Source organism: Thiocapsa bogorovii, from assembly GCF_021228795.1.
Taxonomy (GTDB): Bacteria; Pseudomonadota; Gammaproteobacteria; order Chromatiales; family Chromatiaceae; genus Thiocapsa; species Thiocapsa bogorovii.
Map to the genome: position 1 here is coordinate 900,297 of NZ_CP089309.1, position 21,966 is coordinate 922,262.

The following is a 21,966-nucleotide window of genomic DNA, read 5'->3' on the forward strand; positions in this document are numbered from 1 at the left end:
GATGGAAAGGCAGGATCGCCTGGTTTATGAAAGGCGCTTGAAGCGACCTCCAGTAGCATCGCTTCAAGCTGATTGCATTGATAATACCGTGGGTCGCGCCCTTTTGAAAGCGGCCCCACGGGGTTTCACGACTGGCTTAGCGGATCGCCTATTCGCGACCCGCTTCCACTTTCGTCAAACCCTCCTCAAGCTTCTTGATCTCCTCCGGCGACAGCACCGGCCGATCAACCTTGATCGCCAGCTTATTCAACTCCGCCGTGAGCGGGAACGGCGGCAGGTAGTCCGCATCGTTGACGCCCGTGATGGTGTCGGAGCCGACGTCGAAGCTCTCGTCCCACTGCAGGATGATCGGGATCGTCTTCTCCATCTCGATGGTTTGCACCTCTTTGCCATCGACCTTCAACGTGCCGGTGCCCGAGCGTCCGATGCCGCTGAAGTTATTGAAGGCCATCGTTTCCGCGCCGAGGCCGTCATAGGTGAAGGCGAACTCAATGCTGTGTTCGCCGGGTGCGAGGGCTTCCGGTCCTTCCCACTTGATGCGCTCGAGGTCGAGCAGGTTCCACAGGAAGACCGGCTTGCCCTCAAGTAGGTAGAACCCGAATCCAGCGAAACGTCCGCCCGAGGTCACGATCATTCCCTCCGCGCCACCCTCGGGAACGGTGATGTCCGCCGTGATCGTGTAGGAGGTGTTGAGCAGATAGGGCGCATCGCCCTGCGGCAGACCGGTCATCGGTGACGTGTAGATATACTCGTTGCGACCGGCGGTGAGGCTCGGACGTGGGGCGGCCACGCGCGCGCCCACCGAGGCATCCAGCGGCAGGACCTGATACTTCTTCGCCTCATCGAGGAACATGGCGCGCATTTCCGTCACCTTGTCCGGATGCTGCGCGGCGATGTCGTCGGACTGGTTCCAACTGGTGTTCAGGTCGTAGAGCTGGAACACCTGGTTGTTCAGCGGGTCCGGGTTGGCTGAGGAGAAGGCATCCCAGGGGGCGCGGTCCACCTTGGTGCTCATCAGCCAGCCGTCATGGTAGATCGCCCACTGGCCCATCATCTCGAAATACTGGGTGGTATGACGCGAAGGTGCCTTGGCATTGGCTTCGTCGAAAGTGTAGGCGTAGCTGGTGCCTTCGATGGGCTTCTGCTTGATGCCGTCCACGACCTCGGGGGCTGCGATGCCGGTGACTTCCAGGATGGTCGGCACGTGATCGATGACGTGCATGAACTGCTCACGCAGGGCGCCCTTGTCTTTGATGCGCGCCGGCCACTGGATAACCATATTCTGGTTGATGCCGCCGAGTCGGGAGGCGTTCTGCTTGAACCAGTCGAACGGCGTGTCGAAGGCCCAGGACCAACCGGCCGACATGTGGTTGTAGGCCAGTTCGGTGCCCCAGGCATCAAAGAACTTCATCTGCACGTCCACCGGCGGCTTGACGCCGTTGAAGAACGCCACCTCGCTGAAGGTACCTTCCGGCCCGCCCTCGGCGCTGGTGCCGTTGTCGCCGTTCTGGTAGATGACGAGCGTATTGTCGAGCCTGCCCAGGTCCTCGAAATGCTGGATCACGCGACCGATTTCATAGTCGCTGTAGGCGACGTAGGCGGCAAACACCTCGGCCTGCCGGATAAAGAGCTTCTTCGCATCGTCCGAGAGCTCGTCCCAGGGCGTCAGGATCTCCTTCGGCCAGGGAGTGAGCTCCTGATCCGGAGGAATGACGCCGAGCTTCTTTTGATTCTCGAAGATCCGCTCGCGCAGCTTCTCGTAACCGTCGTCGAAGAGGTGCATCGCGCTGATCTTGTCCACCCATTCTTTGGTCGGGTGGTGCGGCGCGTGCGAGGAGCCGGGGCAGTAGTGGAGGAAGATCGGCTGCGTGGGGTCGGTCTGGTGAATCCGGTCCATCCAGGCAATGGCGTCGTCGGCCATCGCGGTGATCAGGTTCCAGGAACTCTCTTTACCGGTCACCGGCCAGATCGCCGCCTTTGGATCGGAGCGATCCATCTTCAGGGTGCCCTCGTGCCCGATCCAGGGATAGATCTGCGTGGTGTTGCGGAACAGGTTCGGCCCCCATTGGTTGGCATCGCCGCCGACGAAGCCGTAGAAGTAGTCGAAGCCCATGCCCGTCGGCCACTGGGTGAAGGGTCCGGCCTGGCTGGCCTCGTAGGTCGGCGTGTTGTGGTTCTTTCCGAACCAGCTGGTCGCATAGCCGTTGTCGCGCAGGATGCGTCCGATGGTCGCGTTGTCCGCACCGATGACGCTGTTGTAGCCGGGGAATCCGGTCGCCTGCTCGGCGATGACGCCGAAGCCCACCGAGTGGTGATTGCGCCCGGTGATCAGCGCCGCGCGCGTCGGCGAGCAGAGCGAGGTGGAGAAGATTCGGTTGTAGCGCAGACCGTTCTCCGCGATGCGGTCCATCGACGGCGTCGGGATGACGCCACCAAAGGTGCTGGGCACACCGAAGCCCGCGTCGTCGGTCAGGATCAGCAGGATGTCGGGCGCATCCTTGGGCGGCACGATGCGCGGCGCCCACCATTGCTTGGATTGCAGCGCGTCGTCTTTGATCACGCCGCCGAAGGCCGGCTGCGGCGCGGGGAGTTGTGTCCCGCTGATCGTGGTGGTGGCGCTCGGCGAGCCAAGGACGCCAGTGACCTGCGGGGTGACCCGAGGGGTGACCTGGCGAGTCGCCTGGGGGGCGCCTGTTGCCGCGCCCTCGGTCGCGGTGGCGCTGGTGGTCACCACCAGTTCCTGACCGATATCGATCAGGTCCGAGTCGAGCTTGTTGGCTTCCTTGATGTCTGCGACCGGGACACCGAAACGTGCGCTGATCCCCGCCAGATCGTCGCCCTTGACGACCTCATAGCGACCGGTAGCCGCATCGAATGCGCCCCCTGCGTGATTGCGGGGCCCGTTATCCGCGGCTTGAAGGGCGCCGGAGCAGAGAAACACCGCGACCGCTAGGGCTGCGGCGAGTCGTCGCCATGGGTGCGGCGCTGGTTCCGAAAAGTTGACAGCCATTGTGGCGTTGTCTCCTGTGGTGGGTTGGAAGTTGGAAGGCTCAGGTCGCACGCGGTGCGGGCGAGCAACCGGGTTGAAGGGCGCCAAGCGCCCTTAGGATTGCGGCGCGATCTCACCCGGTCGCCAGGTCTGATCGAACCAAGGCTCCAAGGGACCGTACAGGCGCAGGATCATGAACCAGCCCTTGCCGGGAATGGTCTGAACCCAGTTGCTTTCCTTGCCCGCGGGGGCGTTCGGGCCGAACCAGACGTCCACCGAGCCGTCCGCATTGATCTGGATGTCCTTGTTTTGGCTGCTGACGCTCGGGGAGCGCTGGTCGGTCTGCAGCATCGAGCGGGTCTGGGTGTCGTAGACGATGACCGACCAGAAGTCCTTGACCGGGATGTTCGGCGGCAGGTGCAGCTTGTAGGTCTTGGCGCCGTCGAACGGATTGCCGTTGGCGTCCAGGGCGGTCCACGGGTACTGTGAGCCCTTGCCGACCATCTTCTCCTCCATCGCGGGGGTCACCCCGGTGGCGAAAAAATAGAAGAAGGCCGCGCCGTCGAGGTTGGCAACGCCCGGGGCGACCTCGAACTTATAGCCGCCGAAGAAGGGCAGACGCCACTGGCTGTCCGGATAGAAGTAGGCATCCTGCTCGCGCATCTTGAACGCCAGGCTGCGCGCGGTCGCCGCACCGATGTTGGCCGCATCCTCCAGAATCGCCTTCATCCGCGCGTCGGGCGCGAAGGGCTTGCCTTTTTCGATGCCGATGGCGGCAAAAAGACCCAGGGTGGTCGGGTCCGAGCCACTGGACGGCTCTTCCTGAATGACCTGGTTCAACAGCTCCCAGAAGCTGTAATCGCCGGGGAAGACGAAATTCGACGGAATGCCCGAGGCATTGGCGAACGTGATCGGCGGAGCCTTGGCCTCGTCGCCGAGGCGGTAGATCTTCAGGTGTTGCTTGACCAGGTCGACGCCGGGCTTCGGCGAGCCGTCCACCAGGAACGAGCGGAACGGCATCCAGGTGCCATAGGTGCTCGGCCGCACGACGAAGTAGCCCTCCGGCACATTGCCGTCGTAGCCGGGGGGCAGGATCAGATACGTGCCGCCCTCGCCCTTGTCGGGGCCGGTGATGCCGACGTCGGCGACCCACTTGTACCAAAAGTCGTCGATCAGCCCGAGGACCTTCGGCGGCACCTCGACGACCAACGGACCCTCGTGCGTATCGAGCCAGATGAAGCTGTAGACGGTGTTGTCGTTCGCCGTCAGCTCCACGGTCTTGGCATCGACGAGGTTTTCCCAGATGACGTCGGTCTGATTGACCGGACCGAACTCCTGCAGCGAAGCTCGCATGCTCGCCTGGTTGACGATGGGGATGCCGAGCAGATAGGCCTGCAGCGCCCGGGAGCGATCCAGGTTGTCGTAGATCGTCTCGATGCTGTCGGCCGACGGAACGCCGTCGCGCAGGCGCAGCGTCCCGATGGAGGTGTCGAGGGTATCGGGTGTCGCGACGCCAGGTGCGGTAGGGGTCGTCATCGCGTATCGGGCGGCGGAAGGACCGGCAGCAGAACTGCTCGGAGCATGTGTAGCGATCACCAAGGTCTGGCCGGTGTCGATCCGGTCCGAGACGAGCTTGTTCTCCGCTTTCAACTCGCTCACGGTGATGCCGAAGCGTTCGGCGATCCCGGCCAAGTCGTCGCCTCGGACGACAACATAGGTCGCCGTGGCGGCGTCATATTGGCCTTCCGCGAACTTCAGCGGCCCGCGATCCTCGGCCCGGGCGCCACCGAGGGCAAAACAGGCAACCAAGGCCCAAGTCGAAATGATCAGGTGTCTCATCATGCGATTCCCCGAGATGGGATTTCAGAGCCCGCCCACGCGTCCCGGTCCGGTCACGGCCGCAAGCAAAACGCCCTCGTTCCAACAGACGAGTCGAGCGACTCACCTTGCAATTCCGGTCAAGAGACCGCGCGATGGACCTGCCGCCTCAGGGGACGACAAGGGCTCGACAGCGAACACGGGTGCGTCGGGTGTCTCCATTCGATCTGCTCGATCGCGCTGGTGGCGAACGCCACATCTCCAGCGATCCGATGACCGGCCAAAAGGACCAAGAAATCGACCAATCAGATGTTTCTTATCGTTTGAATCGGACGTCGATCATGGTTCCGCCACGCGTCGTCGCGCAGCCCCCTCGGGCGAAGCGCGGGAGCCCCGCCGCGGTGTGCGGGCGAGTCCGCGAGAGGCGAAGACGGGCTAACGGCAATCTAGCAGATCGGGGCCCGGTTCCGTCTTGCATTTCCGGCCACATATTGATCGAACGCCACAAACTGATCGGACCGATGTACAGCCGAAGGGATCCTGAAGATGACAAGAGAAGAGAGGCCGGCGGCCGGTTTCAACGCACTGACCTTGGCGACCGCCAGTCAGGCCGGCGATATTCGGATCGCACCCGTCATTGCGCTTCCCGCCGTCTTGACCGAGCTCGGGGTCAAACCGCAACGCGCGTTCACCAAGGCAGGTGTCGATATCGGGTTGTTTCAGGACCCCGAAGGCCGTATCGCTTTCGAAGCCCTCGGACGCCTGCTCGAGACGTGCGTCGAGCTGACCCAGTGCGCACACTTCGGTCTGCTGCTCGGCGACCGCTTCGACCTAACGTGCTTCGGCCCGCTCGGCTATCTGATGCGCAATTCGCCGACGGTCGGCGCCGCCCTGCGCAGTCTCCTGATGCATCTCCACCTGTACGACAGAGGCGCCACGCCGGTTCTGCGCGCAACCGAACCCGACCGCGTCATTCTCGGCTATTCGATCTACCGTCACGCAACGCCGGCAAGCGATCAGATCTACGACGGGGCGATACTGATCGGGTGCCGGATCATGCGTGAGCTCTGCGGTCCATCCTGGAGGCCGCTGCATGCCCATTTTGCACACGGCCAGCCGGAAAACATCGACGTCTACCAACGCCTCTTCCGATCCAGCGTCAGCTTCGACGCCGATCTCTCAGGGATACAATTCCAGTCGTCCGTGCTCCAGCGGCCGATCGACGGCGCCGACGCGACGCTCCATGGCTTTCTCACCAAGGCGATACTGGAGGCGAACGCGAACGGTCCGATGAGCTTCGCCGAACGCGTCGAAGCCGTGCTGCACCAAATGGTGCTGAGCAACACCGCATCGACGGACGCGGTCGCGCGTCTGTTCGGGATCAGCGAGCGGACCCTGCGCCGCAGACTCAAGGATGAGGGCAAGAACCTGATGCAACTGGTCAACGCCGTGCGCTTCGAGCTGGCGCGGCAGCTCCTCGACAACACCGATCTGCCGATCTCCGAGATCGCGACCGCATTGCAATATACCGATCAGAATGCCTTTTCCCGAGCCTTCCGTCGTTGGGCAGCACTCAGCCCATCGCAATGGCGCATGCGACGGTCTCCCGCCGGCTAGGGTGACGACCCAGGATCCGGCGCATCCCGCCTCAAGACCTTCTCGCACGGGCTACCGAAGGCGCTTAGGCGACCGATGATCTGATCGGCCACCAGGCTCAGGCCGCTGGTCGCCCAGGCAGCGGCGCCTTGGACGAGGAGATCGCCGGTGTCGATGGTTGCACGCGGGGCCTTCAGGGTGCCGGTGACAATGATGAAACGGTCGGCGATGCCGAGCAGACTGAGCCCGACCCCCGTGCGTTTGGCGGCCTTGAAGCGCAGGGCGATCTCGCCCGTCTCCAGCTTGATGGCGCCGCCGCCCATCACATTGAGGTTGTCGGTTTGGAGCGCCAAACCGCGCTTGCTGGTCGCGATACCGTCCGCTACATCGAACTGCAGCACCGCGCACCGGAGGCTGACGAGATCCCGGCGGATGTCGACCGTGGCGAGTCGAGCCGGATTGAGCGTGTCGAGCAGACTGAACACAAGGCCTCCCAAGGGCAGCTTGGAAGCCTTTCGGTCGAGCTGTCCGGCACCCAGGATCAGCTCCACGCGGCCGTCTGCGGAACGCAGCAGCGCAGGAATCGAGGCACCGACACCGCTCAGGCGGATCTCAACGGCGGCTGGCACGCTGGAGAGTACCTGTTGATTTGTCGACCTGATCAACCGACCGAGGTCGAGATTGCCCTTGTGGTGCAGATCGAACCGCCAGTCGGTCTGGCGGGACCGCAGCTCCAGGTCCACCGACATGCGGTTCTGAGCGGCATCGGCCGAAAGTACCAGATGCCCGGCGTCGAGCTGAGCATCGAGCGTGCCGTTGTCGATCCCGAAGTCGCCGAGTTGAACTTGACCCGCACGCAACTTAAGCGATCCGTCGATGGCTTTGAGTCCGTTCAACGGCAGCGGCTGCTCGTCGATGCTGTCCCGCCCGACCCCGGAAACGCCGCTGTCGTTCGCGCCGCTCGGCTCGCCGGCCCGCCGCGGATCCGGGTTCGGCGCCATGAACGGCGTCAGGTCCAAGACCTCGGCGATCAGGTCGGCGTCGATTCGCGCGCGCTCGCCGAGACCGATGCGGGCCTGCCCGGCGAGATCACTTCCCGCGCTGCTTGCCTTCAGGTCCAGCAACGTGATCTGCCCGGCCTGACCCTCGACACGCGCCGTCGCCGAGAACGGCTGCGCAGGCAGCCCGGGATGCAATGCCTCCAGGCTCTTCGCCGCGAACCGCGCCTGAAGTTGGTTTCCCGCCAGGCCGTCGAGTCGGGCGAGCTCGCCGGTTAGGGCACCGGTCAGGCCGGTGTCGTCGGCCACGGTCAGGTCGAGCATCAGACCACGCCCGGTGCGGATGGCCGCCAGCGGTCCCAGATGGCCGCTGATGCTCAGTCGGTGGCGATCGATGCGAGTCCGTGCGGTGACGTCGATCCGCGACCAGGACCGACCCGCGGGCAGCAGGTCGGCTAGCGTCCCGCCTGTCAGCGTCAGGTCCAGAGCTCGCCCTGCCATCGTCAAACCGGTCTCGAAGCTCATCGCCTTGCCGGCATCGACGTGCAGGTTGGGGCCGCTCAGCTCGATGGCCGTGGCCTTCCGGCCTCGCTCGACGGGCGGGAGCAGCCGGGCCGACTTGGCCTTCAGTGTGCCGCTCAGGGCGCGGATCAGCGCTGCCGGCGTTGCCCCGCTGGCCCCGGCGTCCAGACCCACGCCGACGACGCTTCCGCCCAACTTCGGGCTCTGGTCCAGCATCGACAGGGCCTGTGCCAAGTCGATGCGATCCGTGTTCAGCTTGAGTGTGAGCGCAGGCGATACGGGGCCGGCGTCGATCACCGCTTGGCCGGTGAGGGTCAGTCCGGGAAGCACCAGTCTGACCCCGTCGAGCTGAAGCCGGCCGCCGCGGAGTTTGGCCCGAGCCCTCGGCCCGCGCATGGTGATGCGCTGCCAGGTCAGGGCCTCGGCGGCGAGGGTCAGGTCGGCATCGAGCCGGGTCAACATCTCGAACGGCAGCGGCGTATCGAGCCAGGTCGGGGGGGTCGTCGGGTGGGTTTTGGTTGCCGCGGGCCCCAGGGCAGGATTTCCATCGCGATGAGCTGCTTTACCCTGCCCGGTCCCCTCGAAGCTGACCTTTCCGACCTTGAGCGTGCCGCTAAGCAGCGCCCGCTCGTCACCCGATGCCGGCCGCAGCTCGCCGTCGAAACTCCCGTCGGCGAGCGTTGCCTTGATCGCCAGGTCGCCGGTCGTCCGGGTACCGGCTTTCGGCGTCAGTTGCAGCGTCCCGAGCCGATCGCCGAGACTCCCCGCAATCCGCAGGGACCAGGGACCGTCCGCCGAGACGCTGATCTCGCCATCGCTGACAATCAGCGGCGCGGGCAGGACATCGGCCTCCGACGATCCGCTGATCGCACTGGCCTTTAGGGTCCGGCCGTCCCAGGTCAAGCCCGTGTCGAGCCGAAAGGGCCCCGCCGGCAGCCCATGGATCCCGGCGATCTGCCCAAGCGGAGTCGCCGTCGGCCCCTGCACTTGGAGCTTGGCGTCCAGCCCCGTCGGATCAAACGGCGTGGGCGCGCTGCCGTTCAGCTCGACGCGGGTGTCCGCGCTGCGGGCTTGCACCTGGAAGGGCCAGCGGGCGCCGGCCTGAGAATCCGCGGCACCGGCGCTGGCGTTCAGAGTCAGCGGGGTCTCATTGATGACCAGTTCAGCCTGAAGCGCCAACGGTTGGACGCCCAGCCCGTCGAGCTGAAGCCGCGTCACATCGGCGCGTCGCACCAGCCCCTTTGCCGCCGAAAAGGCGATCTCGGAATCCAACACCTGCACCGTCGGCACCAGCAGGCTGATGTCGCCGGTGCCCTTGCCCTTGGCGGCGCCGAGCTGCCAGTTGTCGCGACCATCGGCGGTTCTCTGGAGCATCAAGCGCGCACCACGGATCACCAGTTGATCGATGTTGACCTGTCGGTGCAACAGCGCCCCCAGGTCCAACGACACGTCCACCCGCTTGGTCTCAAGCACGTGCGGACCCAGCGCCCAGTCGGCGACCGGGTCCGGATTCGCCACCCGCAGCCCCGTGAGCACGATCGACAAGGCCGGCCGTGGATGCACCAACCAACCCAGCGTCACGCCGTCGATCGTAACCGGTCGTCCAAGGACCTTGCCCGCGGCGGCCTCCAGGTCCGCCTTGTGCTCATGCAGATAGACCGGCAGATAGGCGATGGCGCCGACCAGCAGCAAAGACGCAGGCAGCAAAATCCAGGCGAGAACGCGTAAGGCTTTCATTCAATGGTGTAGGCGAGTTGAATCTGGAAACTGTTGAAGAATGCAGCCTCAAACGGACGCTGGAGCCTAGCCGCAACCGAGGCATCGTCCCATTGAGGTTCTGGTTCCTTTGCGTCCTCTCATTGCCGCCCGACGGAATCCGGCCCTAACCTGTCCGGAGACGGCGAGGGCGGCGAGCGCGCGTAGTAATCGACGGCAGCCGGATGCAGCGGAATGGTCAGTCCGATCCGGGCGCTGGCCCGAGTGATGAGCGAGCCGGCTGCGCTGCCGGCGCGCAGGAAGTCGATGCGGTCAAACAGGGCCGTGAGCACGCGATCGACGTCGGCCTTCGGCAAGGCCTCGCCGCTCGCGAGCAAGGCGGTCACGGCGACGGTGGGTACCGGCTCACGTTGACCTGGATACGTGGATGCGGGCAGCTCGATGGGGACATAGCCCGTGCCTTCTCGCGTCAGCAGGTCGCGCAGCTCGGCGCCGAGCGGCAGCAGCCGAATACGGCCTTGAGCGGCTGCCTGCTGCAGCGCGCGGGCCGGGGCGCCGATGGTGGCGATGACGGCGTCGGCCTCGCCCCTGTCGAGCAATTCCAGCCCGCCGGCAAGACCGGTCTCGTAGACGGCGCCGAGCTCGGCCGGATCGATACCGGCCGCGGCGAGCAACGCGACGGCATTCAGATGAGAACCGGAACCGGGGTTGCCGATATCCACCCGCTTGCCGACCAGCTCCTGCACGCTGCCGATGGGCGAGTCGGCCGCGACGAGGAGGTGCAGCGGCTCCGGAAACAGGCTGGCCAGGGCCTGGAGGTCGTACTGTGGGCCAAGCGCGGCGAACGGCTCGCCGCCAAGCATTGCCTGGGCCGCGACGTTGTTCTGCACCAGCACGATGTCCACCTTCCCGGCACGCAGCAGTTCCAGATTTTCCTTGCTGCCGCGGCTCTGCACGGCGTTCGAGAGCGTCCCCTCGGCGATCAGTTCGGCGGCGAGCAACTGCGCCACGCGAGCGTACTCGCCGTCCGGCGAGCCGCCGGCGATGATCAGGGCCCGATCCAGCCGGTCGAGCCGCAGCGTGATGTCGGTGTAGGCGCTGTCGAGCACCTCGGTGATGATGCGCTCGCGCTCCCGGGAATGGTCGCCGGCCTTCGCCAACAGGGCGTTGATTTGCTCGATGATGCGGCGCGACTCCGCAGCGCCGGCTGGGCCTGCCGTGGCGACACCGACCTCCGGGCGGAAGACATCGACCGGCATCCAACCCTCGGCACCGCGTTCGAAGCTGACGCTGCCGCGGACATAGACGCGGTCGCCGGCACGGTTTCCGTCCTGTGCGAGGCCCTCGATGCCGCGCTCGGTGGCACCGAGCAGAGTGCTGAAGGCGGCGACATTGAGCGTGTCCCAGGACGAGAAATCCAGATCGCGACCAAAGGTCAGCACGGCGTTGTAGTAAACGATGCGGCGTTGACGTCCGTCCGCACCGGGGTCCAGCGGGCCGCTTCCGAGACGTCGCAGGCTGGTGATCTCCATGGCGTCGGGACCCAGTGCCTGAGTCAGGCGCTCTTGCACCACTTGGGCGACGCCGGACTCATCCGGCCCCTCCACGCAACCGACCAGGAGCAGCGCCAGCAGGGCAGCGCCGAGAACAACGAGGATGCGTCTTGATATCGGCATGATCAGAACCCGAACCAGGGCAGCGCCAGGAAGCCCTGAATGACCAGTGCGTTGCAGATGTCGATCAGGAAGGCGCCGATGATGGGCACCAGGAGGAAGGCCATCGGCGATAACCCGTGGCGACTGGTCACGGCTTGCATGTTGGCGATTGCCGTGGGCGTCGCACCGAGCTGAAAGCCGCACTGACCGGCGGCAATCACGGCGGCGTCATAGTTGCGTCCCATGACATTGAAGGTCAGGAACACGACCAAGAGCACCGCGAGCAAGGCCTGGGCGAGCAGGATGATCAGGATCGGCAGGGCCAGGTTGACCAATTCCCACAACCGCAGCGACATCAGCGCCATGGCCAGAAACAGCGACAGACTGACGGTGCCCATGAGCTCGATGGTGGGACCGTCGATGCGGTACAGCCCGCTCAGGCTCAGGGCATTGCGCAGGATGATCCCCACCAGCAGGCACCAGACGAAGGTGGGCAAGGTGATGCCGGGGATGACCAGATGCTCGGCCAGCAGTGTGCCGACCCCCATGCAAAACATCAGGATCAGGATGGTCTCGATCAGCGATTCCGGGCTCAAGGCGCGGCGCTCGTCACGCGGCACCTCGCCGGGGCCGAGCAGACCCGGTGTCTGAGCCCCCGGCTGCAGCCGGTGCCGGCGGATCAGCCATTGCGCAACCGGTCCGCCGAGGACACCGCCCAAGATCAGCCCGAAGGTCGCGCAGGCCATCGCCACCTCGACGGCACCCTGCAGGCCGTTCACCTCACCGAACATCTGTCCGTAGGCGGCACCGGTGCCGTGCCCGCCGGCCAGCGTCGCCGAGCCGCCGAGGATACCCATCAAGGGGTTCAGATCGAGCCCGATCGCGATAGCGACGCCGACGACGTTCTGCAGCACCAGCGCGACCACCACCGCACCCAGCAGCAACAACAGCTTGCGCCCGCCCTGCCCCAACGTGCGCACATCGGCGCCGAGCCCGACGGTGGAGAAGAAGATCAGCAGCAGCGGCGATTGCAGCCCCATGTCGAAGGACAATTCGGTACCGGTGCCGACCCGCACGGCCGTCAGCATCAGGGCAACAATCAGCCCGCCGACCACCGGATCGGGGATGCTGTAACGGGCCAGGAAGTCGATGCGCCCGATCAGCCAACGGCCGACCAACAGCACCAGGATGGCGAACACCACGGTCAGCGGCAACGGGATTTCGATGGCCATGGCGTCTGACACCTCTGCGACGGTGATGGATAGAGAGCTTTGCCTACTCTTGACTCCGAGTCTATCGGACAAAGCTGTTCGGTGACCATCCGTTCGCGATGGTGATCGCGACACATTGGCTGCCCCGCGCCGGAGTCACCGGCAGTGCCTGCGGAACCGCGGTTCGGCGTGCTGCTGCTGTTCAACCGATGGCCGGACGATCCTGATCGGCAAGGGTCGAGGACGGGCGGGGCATGCCGAGGCGGATGTCGCCTAATGTCAAGCGCGAGTGCCCGCGCCTCTGTATCCTTCGCTGGCCTACATTGCGCCGCGCGTCGAAGCACGCGCCTCCCACGGGCGAGGCGCCTGCTCCGAAACGAAGGGCTTGCACATTGCGGGTGTACAATGCCGGTCGACCCCGATCGAAGCCATGTCCATCGACAGCCCGATCGGGCTGTCTCAACTCTATCTCGAGATCCCTGGCCGTTCTTCCGATGTCGCCAAGCCTGTCACCCTCACCGCGTTCGATAGCCGATGTAGTTGCCTGCCCGGGCTGCGATCTGCTCCAGAGCCTGCCGCCGATTCCGCCCAAGGCTCGGGCACGCTGCCCCAGGTGCGGCGAGGTCGTGGCAACGACGCCTGTCGACCCGATCGAGCGCCCCCTCGCCCTCACCCTGGCTGCCGCAATCACCTTGATCGTGGCGAACGCGATGCCGCTGATGACGCTCTCGGTGGTCGGGCGCTTCGCCGAAACGACCATCCTGGGCGGGGCCGAGGTGATGTGGAAACAGGGCCAACCCATCACGGCCACGCTCGTGGCGTTCTGCACCGCGGTGGCACCGACGACCTATCTCGCATTGATGTGCACGCTTCTGGTCGCGGCCCGCCGCGCGCCGGCCCCTGCCTGGGTCGGCCCGATGCTGCGGCTTGCGGAACATGCAAAAGCCTGGTCGCTGCCGGAGGTGATGTTGCTCGGCATCCTGGTCGCGCTGGTCAAGATTGCCGATCTGGCGACGGTCGAGCCCGGAATCGGGTTGTTCGCCACCGGAGCCCTCCTGGTGCTGCTGGCGTCCCTCTCGGTTCAATTCGATCCCGAAACCATCTGGCATCGAATTGCCTGGGTCGATCCGGTCGCCTCGCATCATCGGGGTCAGGGCATCGCGGCGCTACCGGACAGGGATCTGAACGGGTGAGCACGACATCCCTAACCGCGGCCCGGCTAGGTCTAGTTGCCTGCGACACCTGCGGGCTGCTCTCGCGCCCGGCCGGTCCCGGCGCGGCGGGTTTCTGCCGACGCTGCGGTTCCAAGCTCCATGGGCGGCACCCCAACTCACTTCAGAACACCTGGGCTTTGGCGGTGGCCGCGGCGGTCTGTTTCCTGCCCGCCAACGCCCTGCCGGTAATGGTGACCAACGCGTTCGGGTCCTCCACGCCCGATACGATTCTCGGCGGCGTCGTGTTTCTGTACACCTCGGGCTCTTGGCCGTTGGCCCTCATCGTGCTGGTTGCAAGCTTCATGATCCCGCTGGGAAAACTGATCGCCCTCGCCTGGCTTCTCATCTCGATCCACCGCCGCACGCACGGCGGTGAACGCCAGCGCATGCGGCTCCATCGTGCCGTCAGGGCCGTTGGACCCTGGTCCATGCTGGACGTCTTCGTCGCCACCTTTACCGTTGCCCTGGTGCAACTCGACCCGCTCATGTCGGTCGAGCCCGGGCTCGGCGTCTTGTTTTTCGCCTCGGTCGTGGTGCTGACCATGCTGGCGGCCGAATCTTTGGATCCCAGACTGCTCTGGGATCTTGATCCAGCGGATATCAAACGTGCCTGACCCGATTGCCATCGATGCGCTCCCGCAAGCCAGCCTCGACCCTCCGCGGCGTCGGGGCCCGTCGTTCATTTGGTTTATCCCGATCCTCGCCGCCGCGGTAGCCATCGGGATCGCCGTGCAGCGTGTGATGACCGAGGGGCCCACCGTCACGATCCTTTTCAAGCAGGCCAGCGGGGTTCAGGCCGGCAAAACCTTCGTTAAGTACAAGGACGTGGATATCGGCCAGGTCACGGCCGTCGAGCTTGCGGACGGCTTCTCGAAGGTGAAGGTCACCGCCAAGATGGACCGCAGCGCCGCGGGACTCTTCGTGGAAGACACGCGGTTCTGGATCGTCGAGCCGCGGATCACCTTAAGCGGCGTGACCGGCCTCGGCACGCTGATCTCGGGAAATTTCATCGGCCTGCAACCGGGCAAATCGACGAAGGACGAGCGCGCCTTTGTCGGACTCGACACACCGCCGCCGATCACGGACCAGCCAGGCAAGCGCTTCGTCCTGCAGGCGGCCGATCTCGGCTCGCTGGGGACGGGCGCGCCGCTTTACTTCCGTCGGCTCAAGGCCGGCGAGGTCCTGAGTTACGCGCTCGCGGCCGGCGGAAGCGGCATCGACGTCACCGTCTTCGTCAATGCCCCCTACGATCAATACGTGACGTCCGAGACCCGATTCTGGGATGCGAGCGGCATCGACGTTTCACTCAATGCGGAGGGGCTCGCCGTCCGGACCCAGTCGCTGGTCTCCGTATTGGCCGGTGGCGTGGCCTTCGACCTCCCCTCCTTCGCATCGACGGAATCCCCGGCGGACGAAGGTGCGACCTTCACCCTCTATAAGGACCAAACCAGCGCGATGAAGCAGCCCGACCCCGTCGCGCGGCGTTTCATCCTCTACACCGATTCGATGCAAGGGCTGAGCGTGGGCTCGCCCGTCAAGCTCTTGGGCGTGACCGCAGGGGAGATCGCCGGTGTCGATCTGACCCTGGATCCCGAGACCCGAGCGTTTCGCCCGCGCGTCCTCATCAGCTTCTTCCCGGAGCGCTTGATCGCCCGGTTCATCCCGGAGCAGACTGCCCTTGCCGAAGCCATCGCGCAAGGGGACGAGGCGGAGCGGCTCGCGCTGATCCGGCATCAATTCGACGACCTGGGTCTGCGTGCTCAGGTGCGCACGGGTAACCTTCTCACCGGCGAACGCTATATTGCGTTCGACTATGACCCCAAGGCACCCAAGGTCACGATCGATTGGAACCAAGATCCACTGGTGCTTCCCGTGACGCAGACTGGGCTGGATGACCTGGAGTCCAAGGTCACCGGCATCCTCGAGCAGGTCCGCGCGATCCTCGCCACGGTCGAGAAGATGCCGCTCGAAGGCATCGCGGTGGACCTCGACGGGGCAATCAAGAAAATCGACCGGCTGCTCGCCGGTATCGACACCAAGACGCTGCCCGAGCTCGATCAGGCACTCGGTGCCATGCGCCGCGCCATGACGACGGCCGATCGGGTGCTCGAGGGCACGAATCAAACACTATTGGGAACAGACGCCCCGGGCCAACAGGAATTTCGCGACGCGATGCAGGAGATCGTCCGAGCCGCGCGATCCGTTCGCGTGTTGGCCGACTACCTGGAACGTAACCCGTCGGCCCTGATCCGCGGCAAAGGCAAGGAGTAACCGCCATGACCCTCGAAAAGGCAGTCCGGTGTTCCAAGACCTTCATCCTCGTGCTGTGCGCCCTGGCGACCGGCTGTGCATCGGCGCCGACACGCTTCTACACTCTGAGCAGCACGCTGACGCCCACCGGCGGATCCGACGCGCTCTCGGTATCGGTGGGACCCGTCTCGATCCCCGCGCAGGTCGACCGGCCCCAGATCGTGGTGAGCGAAGGCCCGAATCGAGTCGTCGTCGACGAGACGAGCCGTTGGGCCTCGCCGCTGAGCGACGCAATCGCCGGCGTGGTGGCCGCGAACCTGATCGCCCTGCTCGGAACGCAGAAGGTGACGCTGTTTCCGCAGGTCACGTCTGCGAACGCGGACTATCGCGTCGCGATCGAGGTACAGACGTTCGAATCAGCACCCGGCTCGACGGCTACCCTCTCCGCCGTTTGGAGTGTCCGCCGCAAACAGGACGGCAGGACGCAGTCGGGCCGAACCAGTGTTCGCGAGCCGGTCTCCGACACCGGCTACGAGGCCCTCGCAGCCGCGCACAGCCGAGCCCTAACGACCTTGAGCCGAGACATCGCCGACGCCCTCCGAACCCTCAGCCGCAGCCCGGCTACGCCTCCGCCGACGTGAACCTGCGGCGTCTCATCCGGACGTGCAATATCAACTCTCCGAACGCTCGCTCACGACCCGCAGACAGTGCACACTGAAGAGCTGTTGCTCATCGGTCCAGACCTGTTCGGCGACGAAGCCGGCGTCGGCAGCAAGCCGATGGAAGGCGTCGATCCCGTACTTGTATGAATTCTCGGTATGAATGGTCTCACCGGCGCGGAAATCGAAGCGCTCTCCCGCAACCTCGACCTGCTGCTCGACCCGACTGACCAGGTGCATCTCCACGCGATTGCGCTCGGTGTCGAAGAAGGCCCGATGGGAAAAGGCATCCAGGTCGAAGTGACCGTCCAGCTCACGATTGATGCGGGTCAGTAGGTTGAGGTTGAAGGCCGCGGTGACGCCTTGGGCGTCATCGTAGGCCGCGTTCAGGATCGCCGGATCCTTCGGCAGGTCGACACCGATCAGGAGCCGCCCGCCGGCACCGAGCAGGCGAGCGACACGCCCGAGGAGACGACGCGCCTCGTCCGGATCGAAATTGCCGATACTCGATCCCGGAAAGAAGGCGGCCAGGTCGGTCCATTCCGGTTCCAACGGGAGTTGGAAAGGGGCCGAATAGTCCGCACAAGCGGCACGGATCGACAGACCCGGGAAGCGCTCTGCAAGGGCATGCGCAGATTCCAGCAGATGCTCCTTGGAGATATCCACGGGCATGTAGACACTGGGTTGCAGCGCGGCAAGCAGGGTTTGGATCTTGAGACTACTGCCGCTTCCGAGCTCGATCAGGATGTTGTCCCGGCCGAGCAGGTCGGCCATCTCGGAGCCGTACTCACGTAGAATCCCGATCTCGGTTCGCGTCGGGTAGTACTCGGGCAACTCTGTGATCGCGTCGAAGAGCTGCGAGCCGCGCTGGTCGTAGAAGAGCTTCGGCGACAGACGCTTGACCGGACCCCCTAGCCCTTCCAAAACCTCGGCGCGCACGTTCGCCGGGGTCGGGCGATAGTCGAAAAATCGGATCGAGCCCGGGGTCTGCAGCGACCGGCGTGCGCTCGCGATTTCCCGCTCCGTCATCTCCCGGGAGAATAGCTCGACCTCGGAACGTTGCAAGGCGCTGAAATGGGTCATGGTGTCGTCTCCGCGAGTCGAAATCCCTTGAACTGCCAGCGCTCTTGGGGATAGAAAAAGTTGCGATAAGTCGCCCGTAGATGGTCCTGCGAGCTGGCACAGGAACCGCCGCGCAGCACCATCTGGTTGCACATGAACTTGCCATTGTACTCACCGAGCGCGCCGGCCACCGCCCGGTAACCCGGATACGACAGATAGGCGGACGCCGTCCACTCCCAAACATCCCCGAAGAGTTGCTTGAGCTCTCCTGCGCCCTGCTCCGCTGCGAGCCGCGTGGCCGGGCGCGGATGCAGATACCCCTCGTCGACGAAGTTCCCTTCCACGCGGACACCTTCCGCTGCATGCTCCCACTCGACCTCCGTCGGGAGCCGCTTGCCGGCCCAGGTCGCGAAGGCATCGGCCTCGTAGTAGCTGACATGACAGACCGGCTCGGCCGGATTGAGCGGGCGCATCCCGCCCAGAGTCATGATCTGCCAGACCCCGTCGACCTCCTCCCAATAGAGCGGGGAACGCCAGCCCTCCTTGCGGACCGTTGCCCAACCGTCGGACAACCAAAGGGCCGGATCGCGATAGCCGCCGTCATCGATGAATTGTCGAAATTCACCATTGGTTACGGGTCGATCGCCCAGGGCGAAGGGTTCGAGAAAGCTGCGATGCCGGGGGCCTTCGTTGTCGTAAGAGAACCCCCGCGAGTCCGCGCCGATCTCGACCACCCCGCCCTCGAAACCGACCCAGTGCAGCGGCTCCGGATCGGCCGGCGGGGCTTGCGTCAGGTCCTTGCGGTAGGCGGGGCGCAAGGGGTTGTATGCGAAATTTTGCTTGATGTCGGTGACCAGGAGCTCTTGGTGCTGCTGCTCGTGATGCAGACCGATGTGAAGGCGTTTCGCGACGGTCGGCCAGTCGGTCGTTGCACACTCGGCGATCAGCGTCAGCATCGCCTCGTCGACATGATGACGGTAGTTGTACACCTCGGCGACCGTTGGCCGGGACAAGAGCCCACGCTCGGGCCGAGGCCAGAAGCCGCTTCCGGTTTGCTCGTAGTAGCTGTTGAAAAGGTAATCGAACCTTGGGTGGAAAACCCGGTAGCCGGGCAGAAAAGGCCGCAGCAAGAAGGTTTCGTAGAACCAGGAGACATGAGCCAAGTGCCATTTAGGCGGGCTCGTCTCGATTCGCGTTTGGAGGATGTAATCCTCGATCGCCAGCGGCGCGCACAGCTGCTCGGTCAGGGCGCGAACGCGCCTGAAATCGCCCGCCAGGTCGGCGCGGACGGCGTCCTCGTGGTCGGCCCTTGCGGGTTGAAGGGTCATGTGAGCCTCGCTCTCGGTTGTTGACGGATCGGGTTCCATAGACACGTGCAGCCGAAGCGGTGACTCCTCGGGGTTCAGGGCCTCCCAAACCGCTACCGGCCTCACCGCCAAGCCCGAGATGTCGCGGAAGATTCGCACGCTAGCGTATCAACGTCTTGCCGACCGCGATCATCAATCACCCGCTCGCTGGCAATGGTGCGTCCAGGTCGTCGGATTTCCAGCGTGGAGTCGAAGAATGACTGATTCGAGCATGTGCAAGAGTCGTCCACCCGAATCATGGCTTTCTTTTTCGCCTGACGACACCGGCGGAGAAGCGGCGGAAAGGCCGGGTTCGACTGCGGGTCGTTGATGCGAACCGGCTCAGCGACGCTTAAGCCCCGGGAAAGATCCGCGCCGGTTGCTCGCAACCCATCCAGGTCAAAGAGGGTGAACCGATTTTCGGCTCCGTATGCGCCTTCAGTCTGCAACGCTCGAGCTTGCTGGTCACGCTCACAGTCCTTTCGTGTCCACGCGTGGCTCGTGATGACCCCGGGCGGGAGTCCCGCTCGCTCGAACAGCCGGCCTTGCCGGGCCGCACCGTCCCCGCTCCCCGAGATCGGCGCGCCAAGGCATTGCGGCCAGCAAATGCTCGTCAACGGGAGTCCGCGCGGACGGCCGAGGTATCTCCGTTGACAGCGCACGGAAGCGCTTCTAACGTCCGCAGGGTCGGCATCCCCAACGGCGGCCGATAGACCATAACGATTCGGAGGAGAAAACGATGACTCTCGCGATGAAGCTGATGGCTCCCTTGCTTCTAACGGTCGCAGGTGCCGCTCTTGCCGGGCCGCCGAAACCTGACCATCCCTGTTACGGAGTCGCCGACTGCAAGACACAGGGGTCTCAGGCCGACTTCTCGGCCTGTATCAAGGCCAATAAGGATCTTGCCGACAGCGATGCCGCCTGCGCGTCCTTCCGTCAAGACAAGGATGCCTGGCTGAAGGAGCATGGGTTCGCAAGCGTGACTGATCTGTTCGAGTCTTGACGAAAATCTTACGCGGGGCGCTGCTTCTCGGCGATGCCCCGCGGGGACTCGACGCGCGTGCCCAATACTTCAGTTGAACGAGGGTTGCCCGTGAGGCAGGGGGTCACGAGCCTATGAGCCACGCCATGGATTCACCGTGGCGCCTTGACACCATAGCCCTCGCGGATTCGGCACTCCTCGCGGGTACGCTCCTCCTGGCGGCGCCGTTCTTCTCGGCCTCGGCGGAGAGCGAGCCCGTCTCAGTCGGCGCCTTCTCGACCGCGCCTGCAGAAGCCGGCCTACCCGCCGGTTGGCGACTGGTGCAGCTGCCGGGAATAGCCCCCACAGAATTCCGTCTCGTCGAGGACGCAGGGACGAGGGTCGTCAGGATCAATGCGGATAGCGCTGCCGCATCCTTGGTGCGCCCTTTGCGCGTCGACCCGGCAGCGTATCCCTTGTTACGTTGGCGCTGGCGCGTCGACAACCTGATAGAGGGTGCCGACTATCGCCGCAAGGACGGCGACGACTTCCCCGCACGGCTCTATGTGATGTTCGACTATCCGCTGAGCCGACTGTCCTTGTTCGACCGCGGCAAGATCGAGCTGGCCCGACGCCTGGCCGGCGTCGAGGTGCCAGCGGCCGCGCTCTGCTACGTCTGGGACAAGGACGCGCGCGTCGGCACATCCGTCTGGAGTCCCTACACGGAACGAGTCAGGATCATCGTCTTGCGCAGCGGCGCGTCCAGCGTCGGCCGCTGGGCTTCGGAGCAGCGCGATCTCGCCTGGGATTTCCGCGACGCATTCGGCGAGGACGCCCCGATGATCTCCGGCATCGCCATTGCCGCGGACACCGATCAGACCGGCGCACAGGCGACCGCCTGGATCGGCGACATCGAGCTCAACACTCGTCCCGGCACATCTCAGTCTGGCGCTCCTCTTTCGCCCTTGCATGCCGAGTGAAGCCGCCCTGAAGGAATACGTCCTGCCTGGGAACGAACTCGCATTGAGCAGTAACCAGCAACATTCGAGCGTATTTATATTCTTATCCTACAGAGTATATAAGACGATCGTGTCAGTTGGTCTTGTTCGCCACACGGATCTCGGCTAGTGTCCTCCAGAGATCGGCCTGGGTGCCTTTGGATTTCCTGCCTCCGGCACCGATGCTTGCCCGGCGCCTACGAAAACGTGACGTCCCAAGGCGCATCTTCTTCATCCACATCTTAAGCAAGAGAGCAATGCCATGAGCAAGTTTTTTATTTTCTTGGCCGGGCTAGTGGTTGGCGTACTCGGCATCGCCGCCGTAAGCGTCGCATTCGCGCCCTCCATGATGATTCACGAGCATCAAAGCCCTTACGGTCTGGACGAAACGGTCGAGAAGATCAGCCAAAACGCCATTGCTGCGGGATGGGTCGTCTCCGGCGTCAAACAATTGGATAAATCGGTCGAGAAACACGGCGGGGGCAAGATCCTTCCGGTTCGTCTCATCGATTTATGCCAGGCGAATCACGCGGCGAAGATCCTTAGCCAAGACGACGAGCGATTCGTCTCGGTCATGATGCCCTGTACCATTTCTGTCTATGAGAAACAGGATGGTAAGGTCTATATCGCTCATGTGAACGCCGGACTCATGGGTCGGCTATTCGGCGGAACCATTTCCGAGGTCATGGGGGGTCCTGTGTCGGACGAGCAAAATCAGTTCGTAAGCTTTGCTCATTAATAGACGTCCGCCGCGCTGAATCTTGAACCTTCTCGCCGGCCCGCAACTGCTCGATAAAGTGGGGTGGTTTTCGCCGGATCATCGCGAGCGGATGTTTCCACCGACCGAGACCGGCGATGTTACCGGCGCAGTCGCTCTAGGCGGATAGCGGTTGCCGGCAGGACGTGGACAGTGCGGCCCTCACGCGCTTGATTGCCGGCATGGCGCCGTGCAGCAGCAACACCGCGGCGTA

15 protein-coding genes are annotated in these 21,966 nt (G+C 64.4%); 8 read left to right on the forward strand and 7 right to left on the reverse strand.

Features of this window, described 5'->3' with window-relative positions:
* Positions 1 to 148: 148 nt before the first annotated feature.
* Together LT988_RS04165 and LT988_RS04170 are read right to left on the reverse strand one after the other, a co-directional pair.
* Positions 149 to 3,097 (reverse strand): sulfatase-like hydrolase/transferase, encoded by a 2,949-nt coding sequence (locus tag LT988_RS04165; RefSeq protein WP_232408980.1) that lies wholly within the window; start codon positions 3,095 to 3,097, stop codon positions 149 to 151.
* Positions 3,098 to 3,103: 6 nt separating this feature from the next.
* On the reverse strand, positions 3,104 to 4,831 hold the full coding sequence (locus tag LT988_RS04170) for a DUF1214 domain-containing protein (RefSeq protein ID WP_232408981.1): 1,728 nt from the start codon (positions 4,829 to 4,831) through the stop codon (positions 3,104 to 3,106).
* A gap of 522 nt (positions 4,832 to 5,353) precedes the next feature.
* Between LT988_RS04170 and LT988_RS04175 the strand changes: the two genes are divergently transcribed.
* The gene (locus LT988_RS04175) at positions 5,354 to 6,424 is read left to right on the forward strand and encodes an AraC family transcriptional regulator (protein ID WP_232408982.1); all 1,071 of its coding nucleotides are present in this window, start codon (positions 5,354 to 5,356) and stop codon (positions 6,422 to 6,424) included.
* Here LT988_RS04175 and LT988_RS04180 read toward each other — a convergent pair.
* The 3 genes from LT988_RS04180 to gltS all read right to left on the reverse strand — a co-directional run bounded on the left by LT988_RS04180 (position 6,421) and on the right by gltS (position 12,526).
* On the reverse strand, positions 6,421 to 9,660 hold the full coding sequence (locus LT988_RS04180; protein ID WP_232408983.1) for an AsmA family protein: 3,240 nt from the start codon (positions 9,658 to 9,660) through the stop codon (positions 6,421 to 6,423). The genes LT988_RS04175 and LT988_RS04180 overlap by 4 nt on opposite strands.
* Before the next feature lie 119 nt (positions 9,661 to 9,779).
* Entirely contained in the window at positions 9,780 to 11,315 is a 1,536-nt protein-coding gene (locus tag LT988_RS04185) for a TAXI family TRAP transporter solute-binding subunit (protein ID WP_232408984.1), read from the reverse strand.
* 2 nt (positions 11,316 to 11,317) lie between these two features.
* On the reverse strand, positions 11,318 to 12,526 hold the full coding sequence (gltS, locus tag LT988_RS04190; RefSeq protein ID WP_232408985.1) for a sodium/glutamate symporter: 1,209 nt from the start codon (positions 12,524 to 12,526) through the stop codon (positions 11,318 to 11,320).
* A gap of 605 nt (positions 12,527 to 13,131) precedes the next feature.
* Between gltS and LT988_RS04195 the strand changes: the two genes are divergently transcribed.
* Genes LT988_RS04195 through LT988_RS04210 form a run of 4 tightly spaced genes read left to right on the forward strand, consistent with a single transcriptional unit; the run spans position 13,132 to position 16,610 of the window.
* A complete protein-coding gene (locus LT988_RS04195) occupies positions 13,132 to 13,698 on the forward strand; it encodes a paraquat-inducible protein A (protein ID WP_232408986.1) in 567 nt (188 codons plus the stop codon).
* Positions 13,695 to 14,333 (forward strand): paraquat-inducible protein A, encoded by a 639-nt coding sequence (locus tag LT988_RS04200; RefSeq protein WP_232408987.1) that lies wholly within the window; start codon positions 13,695 to 13,697, stop codon positions 14,331 to 14,333. Before LT988_RS04195 ends, LT988_RS04200 begins: the two co-directional genes overlap by 4 nt.
* Positions 14,326 to 15,990 carry a PqiB family protein gene (locus tag LT988_RS04205; protein WP_232408988.1) on the forward strand — a complete coding sequence of 555 codons (1,665 nt, stop codon included), beginning with the start codon at positions 14,326 to 14,328 and terminating at the stop codon, positions 15,988 to 15,990. Before LT988_RS04200 ends, LT988_RS04205 begins: the two co-directional genes overlap by 8 nt.
* Positions 15,991 to 15,995: 5 nt before the next feature.
* Positions 15,996 to 16,610: a PqiC family protein gene (locus LT988_RS04210; RefSeq protein ID WP_232408989.1), complete on the forward strand. Its 615-nt coding sequence runs from the start codon at positions 15,996 to 15,998 to the stop codon at positions 16,608 to 16,610.
* A 30-nt stretch (positions 16,611 to 16,640) separates the two neighbouring features.
* Here LT988_RS04210 and egtD read toward each other — a convergent pair whose 3' ends face one another.
* Both egtD and egtB read right to left on the reverse strand, forming a co-directional pair.
* The gene (gene egtD / locus LT988_RS04215) at positions 16,641 to 17,657 is read right to left on the reverse strand and encodes an L-histidine N(alpha)-methyltransferase (protein ID WP_232410510.1); all 1,017 of its coding nucleotides are present in this window, start codon (positions 17,655 to 17,657) and stop codon (positions 16,641 to 16,643) included.
* 50 nt (positions 17,658 to 17,707) lie between these two features.
* Positions 17,708 to 19,018 (reverse strand): ergothioneine biosynthesis protein EgtB, encoded by a 1,311-nt coding sequence (gene egtB, locus LT988_RS04220; protein WP_232408990.1) that lies wholly within the window; start codon positions 19,016 to 19,018, stop codon positions 17,708 to 17,710.
* 757 nt (positions 19,019 to 19,775) lie between these two features.
* Here egtB and LT988_RS04225 point away from each other — a divergent pair.
* The 3 genes from LT988_RS04225 (at position 19,776) to LT988_RS04235 (ending at position 21,734) form a co-directional block, all read left to right on the forward strand.
* The gene (locus LT988_RS04225; protein WP_232408991.1) at positions 19,776 to 20,039 is read left to right on the forward strand and encodes a hypothetical protein; all 264 of its coding nucleotides are present in this window, start codon (positions 19,776 to 19,778) and stop codon (positions 20,037 to 20,039) included.
* Positions 20,040 to 20,164: 125 nt separating this feature from the next.
* The gene (locus LT988_RS04230) at positions 20,165 to 20,977 is read left to right on the forward strand and encodes a DUF3047 domain-containing protein (protein WP_232408992.1); all 813 of its coding nucleotides are present in this window, start codon (positions 20,165 to 20,167) and stop codon (positions 20,975 to 20,977) included.
* A gap of 280 nt (positions 20,978 to 21,257) precedes the next feature.
* A complete protein-coding gene (locus tag LT988_RS04235) occupies positions 21,258 to 21,734 on the forward strand; it encodes a DUF302 domain-containing protein (protein WP_232408993.1) in 477 nt (158 codons plus the stop codon).
* Positions 21,735 to 21,966 lie beyond the last annotated feature (232 nt).